This window comes from Pseudomonas sp. P9_35 (assembly GCF_034008205.1).
Taxonomy (GTDB): domain Bacteria; phylum Pseudomonadota; class Gammaproteobacteria; order Pseudomonadales; family Pseudomonadaceae; genus Aquipseudomonas; species Aquipseudomonas kilonensis.
Genome location: NZ_CP125373.1, coordinates 5,792,330 through 5,804,792, shown reverse-complemented (window position 1 = coordinate 5,804,792; position 12,463 = coordinate 5,792,330). Strand labels below are relative to the sequence as shown.

Annotated in this window: 11 protein-coding genes; all 11 read right to left on the bottom strand. The window is 58.6% G+C overall.

The annotated features are described in order from the left end of the window. Window positions 1-460: 460 nt before the first annotated feature. Window positions 461-1,378, bottom strand: a complete 918-nt coding sequence (locus QMK47_RS25830; protein WP_072411981.1) for a XamI family restriction endonuclease — start codon at window positions 1,376-1,378, stop codon at window positions 461-463. Further along, a complete protein-coding gene (locus tag QMK47_RS25825) occupies window positions 1,375-2,970 on the bottom strand; it encodes an Eco57I restriction-modification methylase domain-containing protein (RefSeq protein WP_320389506.1) in 1,596 nt (531 codons plus the stop codon). The genes QMK47_RS25830 and QMK47_RS25825 overlap by 4 nt, the downstream gene beginning before the upstream one ends. A gap of 853 nt (window positions 2,971-3,823) precedes the next feature. Continuing rightward, entirely contained in the window at window positions 3,824-4,555 is a 732-nt protein-coding gene (locus QMK47_RS25820) for a helix-turn-helix transcriptional regulator (RefSeq protein ID WP_253469702.1), read from the bottom strand. A gap of 195 nt (window positions 4,556-4,750) precedes the next feature. Then, complete coding sequence (gene ppa, locus QMK47_RS25815; RefSeq protein WP_320389505.1) at window positions 4,751-5,278, bottom strand: inorganic diphosphatase; 528 nt, start codon at window positions 5,276-5,278, stop codon at window positions 4,751-4,753. A gap of 111 nt (window positions 5,279-5,389) precedes the next feature. Continuing rightward, window positions 5,390-6,202 (bottom strand): zinc-dependent peptidase, encoded by an 813-nt coding sequence (locus QMK47_RS25810; RefSeq protein ID WP_077505390.1) that lies wholly within the window; start codon window positions 6,200-6,202, stop codon window positions 5,390-5,392. A 5-nt stretch (window positions 6,203-6,207) separates the two neighbouring features. Beyond that, entirely contained in the window at window positions 6,208-6,864 is a 657-nt protein-coding gene (locus tag QMK47_RS25805; RefSeq protein WP_320389504.1) for a DedA family protein, read from the bottom strand. Window positions 6,865-7,678: 814 nt separating this feature from the next. Beyond that, window positions 7,679-7,819, bottom strand: coding sequence for a hypothetical protein (locus QMK47_RS25800; protein ID WP_320390564.1), 141 nt, complete (start codon window positions 7,817-7,819; stop codon window positions 7,679-7,681). Between the two features lie 186 nt (window positions 7,820-8,005). Beyond that, a complete protein-coding gene (locus tag QMK47_RS25795) occupies window positions 8,006-8,467 on the bottom strand; it encodes a GNAT family N-acetyltransferase (RefSeq protein WP_253469696.1) in 462 nt (153 codons plus the stop codon). A 107-nt stretch (window positions 8,468-8,574) separates the two neighbouring features. Beyond that, window positions 8,575-9,399, bottom strand: coding sequence for an ethanolamine ammonia-lyase subunit EutC (eutC, locus tag QMK47_RS25790; RefSeq protein WP_320389503.1), 825 nt, complete (start codon window positions 9,397-9,399; stop codon window positions 8,575-8,577). 11 nt (window positions 9,400-9,410) lie between these two features. Further along, the gene (locus tag QMK47_RS25785) at window positions 9,411-10,805 is read right to left on the bottom strand and encodes an ethanolamine ammonia-lyase subunit EutB (RefSeq protein WP_003205921.1); all 1,395 of its coding nucleotides are present in this window, start codon (window positions 10,803-10,805) and stop codon (window positions 9,411-9,413) included. A 211-nt stretch (window positions 10,806-11,016) separates the two neighbouring features. Further along, window positions 11,017-12,387 (bottom strand): ethanolamine permease, encoded by a 1,371-nt coding sequence (gene eat / locus QMK47_RS25780; RefSeq protein WP_253469690.1) that lies wholly within the window; start codon window positions 12,385-12,387, stop codon window positions 11,017-11,019. Window positions 12,388-12,463 lie beyond the last annotated feature (76 nt).

The window sequence follows — 12,463 nt, the reverse complement described above, 5'->3', positions numbered from 1 at the left end:
GCTGGTGCCTTGCGACCACGTTTGTCCCTTTATGTGTATCTGCGGCACATTGGCGGGATCATCGTTGAAGGCGTGCGCCAGTTTTCTATGGATAACTTTGGCCTGGATGGCCTTGGTGGAGTGTGAGGCGAAAGGAACTGACTGCTTTGAGAAAGCAATGCGCTTTACCCTGCATCCTGAGTAATTAGTCTGCGCTGTTTGAACAGGGCAACTGCGTTGGCTGACTTACTGAAAAACTACCGGGCATAAAAAACGCTAAATTTTCGCTTAGTTGCCAGAGTAAGCATAGGTATGGCGGGTATGTTGCGTGGAAACTTCTGTACGGCTGCACCGTTTTTCAAGGTGTTTGGCGCTGCGAGGACGAGCGCGGGTGCTGTTTTATTGAAGGTTTGAAACCTGTGCACCCGCGTGTGAATAAAGGTAAGCGTCCTCTGTCCGATGTTCTCAGGGAAAGACTTCTCTACTTGGTGGATCCTATGAATGCGCCCAGCTTATCCAGGTCATGCGCCCAAAAAAGGGCGAGGCCACGTTGCTGAGCTTGCTCTAGGTTCATAACCTTGAATACACCTGAAAGCATAGCTGCCGGTACGACTTGTAAGGTACCAAACATCTTGAGCCAATACTCAGCCTTTACCGCTGCGTCATTATTAAGTCGCTTGACACTGTTGGTCGCGCTATTCGACACCTTGCACTCGATAGCCATTAGGCGAGAGTCATGTAGGCGCACCACGACATCGGCTTTACGCTCACCTAGCAGGCACTCCGCGCAAAACTGCATTGGTTGCGGGCCTTTTACAATCGTTGTTATCGTCGCAGCAGTAACTTCAGTAAAGCCCTGGCTTCGTAGGTAGTCCTTTACTCGAGTTTCCTGCCCGTCTTTTCCGACAATTCTTCTTTCGGTGGCAATTCGCTGGGCTGCAAGAAGCACGGAGGATGCAAGTAGAGCGGCCTCACGCTCTTGGTCCGTGGGAGTGCTCCCCGCGTCAAGCCATGGGAAGCGATGGACGTCAATTACTCGCTCGATTACCTCAAAAAGCTTTCTGACGTCTTCGGGCTTTTTTTTCAGAACTCCAGGAGCAATCGAGTCCACGTCGGCGATTACCTGAAGATCATCGTCCGAAATTGGCGGTCCAGCCAGATAGCGCAGAGCCTCACCCAGACCAGAACCGTAGGCGTCGGCTAGGTTTGCGTCCGTGATTTCGTCGGGATTCAGGTTGTTTAGTTTTTGAAATAGCAACTCGAATTTATTGCGGGCATTTTGATAATGTGACTCCCAGGCACCCGAAACAGATAATCGTTCTGTCCTAAACAATGATGCAGATACAGTGGCTTCCTCGGCTAGTTCCTCGGTTGTCCATCGAGCGGGTGAGCTAGTCATGCCGTTAAAAATTCCAGGCTGGGAACACGCAGACGTTCGATTTCCTTCGGCTCGAACTTAGTCAAGCCACCGGCATATGTTCTGCCACTTCCTGTGTTGATGTTCTCGTTAAGCCACTTAACCAGCCTAGGTAGAGCATGTGGGGCTAGGGTTTCACGAGGGTAAAGACCATGGGCTATGTTGATGTGTCTTGCGGCACAGGTGTTTAGTGTGAACTGAGGTGGCCGCCTCGCCATGTAGGTACAAAGAATGGGCGCTGGAGCCTTGAGGCCCACTGACCACCATGCTCTACGGTGTTGAGCTATATAGCTCTGATCTGCGCCTTGATTTTTTGCCCACAACAAAAAGTCGTTGATACGTCTACGTTCTTCATGGCTAAAGTCATCAAGATCTGGCGGTAAATCGATTACTCGACGCAAAACGTCAGAGGAGCTCAAGTTTGCTCCTGCTTCGATCAAATCCCGGGCTTTAGTAACAGCAGGTAGCATCACGCGCTCTGGCAAGTCCCTCGCATGATCACCAGCAATCCAAATACTATTTGCCCCTGTTACCTGTCCTCTATGCACACGGAACAACTCGCCGAGTTCAATTTCACCAGCTTTTGTCGTCGCCGATGGGCGAACAATGATTGACCAGCGAGCTGCAGCCTGCAGTTGTTCTCGGGGAACATCTGTCCCTTTGGTTAAACCTTTGAGACGGGCCAGTTCTGCTACAGAGTGAACTCGTATGGGTTTGCTGGTTTCGCCAACCTGAAAACAGGTTATAGCAGCAGTGGTCGCGGTCCCTGGGAAAGCCTCAATAGTTGGTTCAAGTACATGTAGAGCAATGCCTCCAAGCTCTTCCAATAGTAACTTGCGTAGCGCAGAACCGTAATTGACATCCATCCATTCCGCTGAGGTGATGAAAGCTCCTATGTCTCCTTTCTTTGCCAAGAGGCGTGTCTGCAAGAAGAAATGTACATGCAGTCCGGCCAAGGCACTTGCTTTAATACCTAATCCGGCGAAGCGGGAGGCGTACCATTCTTTCCAGTCAGTACTAATGTCGTGATGTCGGACGTAAGGGGGGTTGCCAATAAAAGCAGTCATACCCTTGCATCGAGGTAGTTTGACCTCCCTATAATCTTTGACTAGTACGGTAGAACGGTCATCCCAGCCGCGCACGCTAAGATTTGCTCGCAGCATGAGTGCAGCCAAAGGGTCCATCTCAACGGCTATCAGTTGTGCGGCTGGGAACGCGGCGCCAGCCGCCAGAATGAATCGTCCAGATCCCGCTCCTGGGTCGACAATACGAGCCGGATCTCCGTGGCGTGAGAGCCAAGTCATCATCGAGCGTACAATTGGGTGGGGAGTGTATACCGCGCCAGTAGCACGACGCTCGAAGGGCGACCGAATGGCGGAGAAGGCCTCTCCAAGAGGATCGGCACCGCGCAAAATGGCTTTGCGGACGGCGTTGAGCTCAATCTTGGATACACGGAGCTCAGACGCTTCTGCTGTTTTTGCGAGTTTTTGTTCCGCCTTGGAAAGGCTGTCTTGCCCAGTTTGCAGTAGGGCGAGGCACATGGAGATCACGTCTCGTTCTGTCTGCATTGTCATTTTCACTTTCGTTTTGGGTCTGAGAAGAGATAGCCTTGACCGCTGTGCTGTTTCTCTGCAAACGCGCGCATAAAATCCCGCAACACGTCTGCTGCTACACGATCTTGGGCGCGGCAGGCCTGCACGAAAGCTTCGCGCAAATCTCTCTCAACCCTAATTCGCATTCCGGAGTCTTTGATAGCCATGCAGCGAAGGGTAGCATGTGGATGTACAGATGTGTATCCAATTGTGGATTCAGAGCTAGCCTGTCGTTGCCTGTCACTTCTGAGATTTTTACCCGCAATGACTCTTTTTTTTAGCTTGCTATGGTGTCGGCCGAGTTCACGCATTATGAAATGCATGCATTGATTGGCAAAAACGTGCACTTGGCTCTCCCAACCAGCTGGGGGAACTGTTCAGAAAAGGCTCTGATATAGGCTTTTAGCCCCTTTCTTTCCGTGGATCCATAGAGGAAAAAAGTGCTGCGGGTGCCTTCGATAGGTGTAAAAACTTTCCACCAGACATTAAAAAGCCGGCTTATGGCCGGCTTCTCGTTGACTGATTCAGCTCGTTTTTGACAAACCTTACCAGCCTTCAAAACGTACATCCGGCTCTTGCGGCCGGCTGTGGGACTTGGTCAGAAAGTGATCTGCCTTGTCGGTGCGAGGCGTGGGCTCGCAAATGTGGGGCGGAGGATACGCGGGTTTTCTTTGGAAGCCCAGTGGTAAGTGGTGTGGAATCATTGGGTTAGGGGTGATTCAGATAAAGAGCAGGGGGCTGCTGCGCAGCCCAGCGGGGATAAATCCCCTCGCCACAAAAGCTCCTGCCACAGCGCCTACTGCAGTTCCTGCCACGGTTTCTGGTCTTGGGTGGGTTAGTCGAATACGGGCGGTCTCTGTTTGTTGAGGGTGGACCACCAGAACACCCAGCCGATCACGTGGATGTGTTGCGCGTCGATTTGTTCGGCGCTGAAGACCTCGTCGGGATACGCAGCGCTGTTGTGGCTGCGCAGGCGCAGTCGGTTGCCGGGGATTCTGTGCAGGTATTTGATGCGGAGCATGCCGTCGTGTTCTAGGGCATAAATTTGGCCGTCGACGATTTGGGTCAGGCCGCGGTCGATGGCGAGGGTGGAGCCGTCGGCGATGCGTTCGGCCATGCTGTCGCCGACCATGGTGATGCAGATGGCGTCGCTGGGGTTTATTTCCAGGGATTCGAGGTGGCTGCGGGGCAGGCGGATGGATTGGTCGGGGATTTCGGTGATGTGGGTTTTGGTTTCGCCGGGGGCGATGGGGACTTCCTTGTAGAAGGGCAGTTCGATGTCCGTGGGTTCCACCACGCTGTAGACGCCATCGTTTTCGGCCGCCTCATAGGTGGTGCCGGGGCCCAGGCCTAATGGGGTTTGTGGGCCTTCGCCGTGGGCGAGCCATTGCGGGCTGACGGTCAGCAGGCTGGCGATGCTGTGGATGCGCCCGGGTGGGATGCCACGGTTGAACCAGTTGTTCACGTGTTGGGATTTCACGCCGTATAACTTCGCGAAGTCGGCGGAACGGATATTCGCTTCTTTTAGAAGGGCTCGGAAGCGGTCGCCACTGGAAAGTATTTTCATAAACGGAAAGTTTAGGGGCGACTGTGTTTTCGGCAATAAACAAGTCGTTCAAATATATAAGACAATCTTTCCATTTGCGGGATCTGAAAGGTGCGGGCTAAACGTGCTTAAACGGTGTTAATACAGTTTCGTATTAGGAAGCATTAAGGCATAAAAAAACCCCGGGGCAAACCGGGGTTCTTTATCAAGTTTGTATCAGCCTTTGTAGGCGGCAACCGACTTGATGATCGCTTCGCGGGCGGCGTCTGCACCGGCCCAGCCTTCGATCTTGACCCACTTGCCTTTTTCGAGATCTTTGTAGTTCGCGAAGAAGTGCTCGATCTGCTGGATCAGCAGCGGTGGCAGGTCGGTGTATTCCTTCACGTCGACGTACAGTTGCGACAGTTTGTCGTGTGGCACTGCGATGACTTTGGCATCGCCGCCGCCGTCGTCGGTCATGTTCAGGATGCCAACTGGACGGGCGCGGATGACCGAGCCTGGGGCCACTGGGTAAGGGGTCACGACCAGCACGTCGAGGGGGTCGCCGTCGTCGGCCAGGGTGTTGGGGATGTAACCGTAGTTGGCCGGGTAGAACATGGGGGTGGCCATGAAACGGTCAACGAACAGGCAATCGCTGTCTTTGTCGATTTCGTATTTGATCGGGGCGTGGTTGGCCGGGATTTCGATCGCGACGTAGATGTCGTTCGGCAGGTCTTTGCCAGCCGGAATCTTGCTGTAGCTCATTGGGCGGTGCCCCCGTTAGTTGACCAAATGACTGGTCGGATTGACCAAAAAGTGGCGGCGATTATAGGCATATTCAGCCGCTGTTGCCACGTTACCAGGGTCGTAGAGACCTTAGTATGACGCCTGATAGACCGGATCTTCGGCCTGAAGTTGCCGCAGCCGGGCCAATGGGTCCTGGCGGTAGAACGCCTTGAGCTGTTCGTAGACCTTGGGATAGGCCTGGTGCAGCAGGTCTGGGGCGCTGAAGAAGTATTCGCTGGTGACGGCGAAGAACTCCGCCGGGTTCTCGGCGGCGTAGGGGTCGATGACGGTTTCTGCGTCGGGGTTGTGGTCGAGTTGGCGGTCGAGGTCGTCGAAGGCTTGTTGCATGGCTTCGGCCCAGTCGCTGACGCGCATGTCGGCGTGCAGCGGTGGCAGGCCGTTGGCGTCGCCGTTGAGCATGTCGAGTTTGTGCGCCAGTTCGTGGATCACCAGGTTGTAGCCGTCCCAGCCGCCGCTGGCCATCACGCCGTCCCAGGCCAGGATGATCGGGCCTTGGGGCCAGGCTTCGCCGCTGTGTTCGCCGTCCCATTCGTGCTCGATGCCGCTGGCGTCGCGGTAGCGCTGGGGGCTGAGGAAGTCGTCGGGGTAGAGGACGATTTCGTGGAAGCCCTGGTACCAGTTCAGTTCGCCCAGGTGCATCAGTGGCAATTGGGCTTGGGCGGCGAGCAGCAGGCGTTGTTCCTGGTGCAGTTCGACGCCGGGCAGGGCGCTGAGGTGTTTGTCGTGCAGGAACAGGACGCAGGCTTCCCGCAGCCATTGGTCCTCGGCGGCGCTGATGCCGTCGAGGAAGCTCAATTGCTGGCGCACCCGCTGCCAGGTGTCCTCGGCCACGGGGTGTTTGGCGAGGGTGCGTCGACGGCGCCAGTTGCTCAGGGACCACATAACGATCAGCGCGGTTGGGCTTTCGAGGCGCGCTGGCTCAGTTTGCTGCGCACCAGGCTGATGATCATCGGCAGCAGCGACACCAGGATGATGCCGACGACCAGCAGCGACAGGTTCTGCTTGATGAAGGGCACGTTGCCGAAAAAGTAGCCGAGGGTCACCAGGCCGCCGACCCAGAGGACGGTGCCGAGGACGCTGAAGCCGAAGAAGCGCAGGTAATTCATCTTGCCGACGCCGGCGACGAAGGGTGCGAAGGTGCGGATGATCGGCAGGAAACGCGCCAGGGTCACGGTTTTGCCGCCGTGTTTGTCGTAGAAGTCGTGGGTTTGCTGCAGGTAGTCGCGGCGGAAGATTTTCGAGTCGGGGTTGCTGAACAGTTTTTCGCCAGCGGTGCGGCCGATGAGGTAGTTGGTGCTGTCGCCGAGGATCGCGGCGAGCATCAGCAGGCCGCCCAGTAGCAGGGGGTCCATGGCGCCACCGGCGGCTACGGCGCCGGCGATGAACAGCAGGGAATCGCCGGGCAGGAAGGGTGTGACCACCAGGCCGGTTTCACAGAAGATCACCAGGAACAGGATGGCGTAGACCCACGTCCCGTAGTTGGTCACCAGCATGTCGAGGTAGACGTCGAGATGCAGAATGAGGTCGAGGGGATTGAAATCCATGCAAAGCACCTGTGGTGGCGGCCCGACTCGGCAGGCTTGTGGGTCTGGCTTTGAGTATGGCTACAGAGTGTGTAGCTTTTTCTTACAAGCCGGGAAGAGCGGCATTATACGGCGAGGATTGTGAAGCGCGTGTTGAGTTTGTAGCGGGGGATTTCGGTGGATTTGTGGGCGGTGGAGCTCTTTGTGGGGGTGGGCTTGCTTGCGATGGCGGCGGGGCAGTCAGTATTGATGTTGCCTGGTGGATCGCTATCGCGAGCAAGCTCGCTCCCACAATGGGATCGGGTACGACTGGGAGAGCCAGGCCGGCTGTCAGGCCGCCTCGCGAGCAAGCTTTGCTCCCACAGGTCTGACGGGTGTATGAGCGGGAGAATCAGGTTGGCAGGTAGGCCGCCTTCGCGAGCAAGCTCGCTCCCACAATGGGATCGGGTACGACTGGGAGAGCCAGGCCGGCTGTCAGGCCGCCTCGCGAGCAAGCTTTGCTCCCACAGGTCTGACGGGTGTATGAGCGGGAGAATCAGGCTGGCTGGTAGGCCGCCTTCGCGAGCAAGCCCGCTCCCACAATGGGATCGGGTACGACTGGGAGAGCCAGGCCGGCTGTCAGGCCGCCTCGCGAGCAAGCTTTGCTCCCACAGGTCTGACGGGTGTATGAGCGGGAGAATCAGGCTGGCTGGTAGGCCGCCTTCGCGAGCAAGCTCGCTCCCACAATGGGATCGGGTACGACTGGGAGAGCCAGGCCGGCTGTCAGGCCGGCTCGCGAGCAAGCCTTGCTCCCACAGATTTGACGGGTGTACGGCCAGGAGAGCCAGGTCGGCCGTTAGGCCGCCTCGCGGTGGACGTTGATCTCGGGCGCCCCGTTAACCACGCTGGCCGAACGCAGGCATTGTGGAGTGGGCATCCCGGCATGGATGCCGGGATAGCCGCGCTGGGCCATGGATGGCCCTTCGCGGCGGCCCACGGAGCAATGCCTTCGTTCAGGCACACCGAGCCTAGGCGAGGTGCCGAGTGGTGGGGCAAAAGCGCTTTGGTTACTTTCGACTGGGCCGGCTTCCGGGCTTTTCGAAAGTGACCCGCCGTCAGGGCGGAACCCTAAGCCGCCCTCACCGCAGCAATGGATATGTCCCCGATCATTGCTCTGAACGGCTCAAATCCCGTCGCTGATCGGCAACACGTAGTTCTTGAACTCGGTGTCTTCCTTGAACCCAATCGATTCGTAGGTCTTCTGCGCCACTTCGTTGTTGCTGCTGGTGGAGACGCGCATGCGGACGGCGTTGGTTTCCTTGGCCATTTTTTTCGCGGTGCGAATCAGGTTGTCGGCTACCAGTTGGCGGCGGGCGTCTTCGGCGACGTAGATGTCGTTGAGGATCCACACGCGCTTGAGGGACAGGGATGAGTAGCTCGGGTAGAGCTGGCAGAAGCCCAGCAACCGGTGGTTATCGTCATCGGCCAGGGCCAGGTAGATCACCGACTCCTTGCGGCGCAGGCGTTTTTCGAGGAAAGCTCGGGACGAATCCGGGTAGGGCAGGGAGCCGTAGAATTCCCGGTACTTGACGAACAATGGGGTCAGCAGGTCCAGGTGTTCCAGGGTCGCTTGGATAATCCGCATGGTAGGTCTCGTCTGCAAAGGTCGACAGATATTCAGACAACAATGTCGCGCTGCCGTGCTTTTGATGCTGCCTGAAAGCGGATCAAAAACGCAATCGGATAAACGGATCAGTTTCGGGGCGGCGCCAGTAGGAAATTACCTTTCATATCGGCAGCGTTTTCCGAATCCAGAGTGTGAACCTGGGCTTCGTCCTTCAGATTGACCCCCGAGAGCTGGCGGCGACAGGCTTCGCGCATCAGGTAAATCAGGCGATGGGCCGCCATGCCGTAGCTCAAACCTTCGAGGCGGACATTGGAGATGCAGTTGCGATAGGCATCGGTCAGGCCGACCTTGGGGGCGTAGGTGAAATACAGCCCCAAGCTGTCGGGGGAGCTGAGGCCGGGGCGTTCGCCGATCAGGATCACCGACATTTTCGCGCCGAGCCGCTGTGCCACTTCATCGGCCACGGCAACGCGACCTTGCTCCACCAAAACTATTGGCGACACAGACCAACCGTCAGCAGCGATCTGCTCTTCCAGCCGCGCCAGGAACGGCAGCGTATGGCGATGCACCGCCAGCGCCGACAGGCCGTCAGCCACGACGATGGCCAGATCCACGCCGCCAGGGTGGGCCGCCGCGTAATCCTGCAGGACCTGCGCTGAGGCGTCGTCGAGCCGTCGGCCCAGATCCGGACGCTGTAGATAGCTGTGTCGGTCGGCCGCCGCGCTGTGGAGCAACAGGCTCTCACGGCCGCGCTCGCTCAGTTGCGCGCGAATGCCCTGGTGATCGAACGCCAGGTGCACGGCATCGCGGGCCTGGGCGTGGGCGTATTGGAAGTCCAGTTGCGCCTGGGTCGGCAGGCTGGTGCCGGTGCGGCCCAGGGCGATGCGCGCCGGGGTGAGGTTGCGCAGGTTCAGCCAAGGGTTTTGTGGGTCGACAGGTGATTTATCCATGGGCAGCTCACTTATCCCAAATGCGCGAGGGCGTGACGGAACGCCGGTGGCAGGTTGTCGCCAAACCGCACCCGGCCATCGGCCTGGGTGAAGATGCCCATGTTCGCCAGCCATGTTTCGAATTCCGGCGCCGGCTTCAGGCCCAGGGTCTGGCGGGCGTAGAGGGCGTCGTGGAACGAGGTGGTCTGGTAGTTGAGCATGATGTCGTCGGAGCCGGGGATGCCCATGATGAAGTTGATCCCGGCCACGCCCAGCAGGGTCAGCAGGGTGTCCATGTCGTCCTGGTCGGCTTCGGCGTGGTTGGTGTAGCAGATGTCGCAACCCATCGGCACGCCCAGCAACTTGCCGCAGAAGTGGTCTTCGAGGCCGGCGCGGATGATCTGTTTGCCGTTGTACAGGTACTCCGGGCCGATGAATCCTACAACCGTGTTCACCAGGAACGGGTTGAAATGCCGTGCCACGGCGTAGGCCCGCGTCTCGCAGGTCTGTTGATCGACGCCGTGGTGGGCGTTGGCTGACAGCGCGCTGCCCTGGCCGGTTTCGAAATACATCAGGTTGTTGCCCAAGGTGCCGCGATTCAGGCTGAGCCCGGCGTCGTAGCCTTCTTTCAAGACGCTCAGGCTGATGCCGAAACTGGCGTTGGCCGCTTCGGTGCCGGCGATGGACTGGAACACCAGGTCCAGGGGCACGCCGCGGTTCGCCGCTTCGATGGAGGTGGTGACGTGGGTCAGCACGCAGCCCTGGGTGGGGATGTCGTAGCGCTGGATGATGGCGTCGAGCATTTCCAGCATGGCGCAGATCGAAGCGGTGCTGTCGGTGGCCGGGTTGATGCCGATCATGGCGTCGCCGTTGCCGTAGAGCAGGCCATCTAGGATGCTCGCGGCGATGCCGGCCGGTTCGTCTGTGGGGTGATTGGGTTGCAGGCGGGTCGACAGGCGCCCGCGCAGGCCGAGGGTGCCGCGGAACTTGGTCACCACGCGGATTTTCTGCGCTACCAGCACCAGGTCTTGCACGCGCATGATTTTCGACACGGCGGCGACCATTTCCGGCGTCAGGCCCGGGGCCAGCGCCCGCAGGCTCTGTTCATCGGCGGCGTCGCTGAGCAGCCAATCGCGAAAGCCGCCGACGGTGAGGTGGCTGACGGTGGCGAAAGCTTGTTTATCGTGAGTGTCGACGATCAGCCGGGTGACTTCGTCGACCTCGTAAGGAATCAGCATTTCTTGCAGGAAATGGCTGAGGGGCAGGTCGGCCAGCGCCATTTGCGCGGCCACGCGCTCGCCATCGTTGAGCGCCGCGACCTCGGCCAAAAAATCCCCGGAACGCGCCGGGCTGGCCTTGGCCATCAGGTCTTTGAGGCTGTCGAAGCGGTAGGTCTGGGCGCCGACGGAATGGGCGAATGCGGCCATGGGGCGGTGTCCTCCTGGTTCTCTAAATAACTCAAATACACCGCAGATCCAACCCTGTGGGAGCGAGCTTGCTCGCGATAGTGGAATGTCAGTCGACAAATACTCTGCTGACCCACCGCTATCGCGAGCAAGCTCGCTCCCACAGAAGAGCAAAACCGCGTGCACTTCTATATGGCAGGCACCGGACCTTGGGCCCGGTGCCGGTGCAACTTCAGATACCTGTGAGCATAGCGTCCGCCGGTGCATCGGAGCGTTGCTTGGCGGTCAGTTGGAAATACAGGTAGCCGACAATCATGAAGCCAAGGAAAACCAGCCCGATCACGGTGTTGAACCAGGCCATCGCGATCAGGCACACCACCGCCAGGAACAGCGCAATGCCCGGCACAATCGGATAGCCCGGGGCGCGGAAGGTGCGTTCCAGGTTTGGTTCGGTCTTACGCAGCCTGAACAGGCTGAGCATGCTGATGATGTACATCACGATGGCGCCGAACACCGACATGGTGATCATCGCCGCCGTCAGCGTCATGCCTTGCAGGTTGACCAGGCCATCGCTGTAGATCGCCGCGATGCCGATCACGCCGCCGGCCAGGATTGCCCGGTGCGGGGTCTGGAAGCGTGACAGTTTCGCCAGGCCACGGGGCAGGTAGCCGGCCCGGGCCAGGGCGAAGAACTGCCGCGAGTAACCGAGGATGATCCCGTGGAAACTCGCCACCAGGCCGAACAGGCCGATCCATACCAGCATGTGCATCCACGTTGAATTGTTGCCGACCACGGCCTTCATGGCCTGGGGCAGCGGGTCGTTGATGTTCGACAGGGTGCGCCAGTCGCCCACGCCGCCGGCCATGATCATCACGCCGATGGCGAGGAACACCAGGGTCAGGATGCCGCTGACGTAAGCGCGGGGAATCGTGCGTTTCGGGTCCTTGGCTTCTTCGGCGGCCATGGCCGCGCCTTCGATGGCGAGGAAGAACCAGATCGCGAAGGGGATCGCCGCGAAAATGCCCGGGATCGAGGCGAGGGTGAACTCATTGGAGCCCGACCAGCCGTTGAGCACGAAGTTGCTGAAGCTGAAGCCCGGCGCGACCACGCCCATGAACACCAGCAACTCGGCGACCGCCAGCACGGTGACCACCAGCTCGAACGCCGCGGCGATGCTGACGCCGAGGATGTTCAGGGTCATGAACACGATGTACGCGCCGACCGCCGCCAGCTTGGGGTCCAGCTCGGGAAATTGCACGTTGAGGTAGGCGCCAATCGCCATGGCGATGGCCGGGGGCGCAAAGACGAATTCGATCAGGGTGGCGATCCCGGCGATCAACCCGCCTTTCTCGCCGAAGGCCCGTCGGCTGTAGGCAAAAGGCCCGCCAGCGTGAGGAATTGCGGTAGTCAGTTCGGTGAAACTGAAGATGAAGCAGGTGTACATCAACGCCACCATGAGGGCGGTGACGAGAAACCCGAGGGTCCCTGCGGTGCCCCAGCCGTAGCTCCAGCCGAAGTATTCACCGGAAATCACCAGGCCGACGGCAATGCCCCATAAATGCAGGGTGCCGAGTGTGGGTTTGAGTTGAGTGGTAGAAGTCATAAGTCCTCTCTTTCTTTTTTATTGTTTGATCTGTTGGACTTTCGGGATTGCTGTGGAGCGGGCACGCAAGGCTCAT

What these genes read in the sequence shown, in the direction of transcription:
- QMK47_RS25785 (WP_003205921.1), bottom strand. Translation starts at nt 10,805, where the DNA reads ATGGCCGCATTCGCCCATTCCGTCGGCGCCCAGACCTACCGCTTCGAC.
- QMK47_RS25825 (WP_320389506.1), bottom strand. Translation starts at nt 2,970, where the DNA reads ATGACAATGCAGACAGAACGAGACGTGATCTCCATGTGCCTCGCCCTA.
- QMK47_RS25830 (WP_072411981.1), bottom strand. Translation starts at nt 1,378, where the DNA reads ATGACTAGCTCACCCGCTCGATGGACAACCGAGGAACTAGCCGAGGAA.
- eutC (WP_320389503.1), bottom strand. Translation starts at nt 9,399, where the DNA reads ATGGATAAATCACCTGTCGACCCACAAAACCCTTGGCTGAACCTGCGC.
- QMK47_RS25795 (WP_253469696.1), bottom strand. Translation starts at nt 8,467, where the DNA reads ATGCGGATTATCCAAGCGACCCTGGAACACCTGGACCTGCTGACCCCA.
- eat (WP_253469690.1), bottom strand. Translation starts at nt 12,387, where the DNA reads ATGACTTCTACCACTCAACTCAAACCCACACTCGGCACCCTGCATTTA.
- QMK47_RS25820 (WP_253469702.1), bottom strand. Translation starts at nt 4,555, where the DNA reads ATGAAAATACTTTCCAGTGGCGACCGCTTCCGAGCCCTTCTAAAAGAA.
- QMK47_RS25810 (WP_077505390.1), bottom strand. Translation starts at nt 6,202, where the DNA reads ATGTGGTCCCTGAGCAACTGGCGCCGTCGACGCACCCTCGCCAAACAC.
- QMK47_RS25805 (WP_320389504.1), bottom strand. Translation starts at nt 6,864, where the DNA reads ATGGATTTCAATCCCCTCGACCTCATTCTGCATCTCGACGTCTACCTC.
- ppa (WP_320389505.1), bottom strand. Translation starts at nt 5,278, where the DNA reads ATGAGCTACAGCAAGATTCCGGCTGGCAAAGACCTGCCGAACGACATC.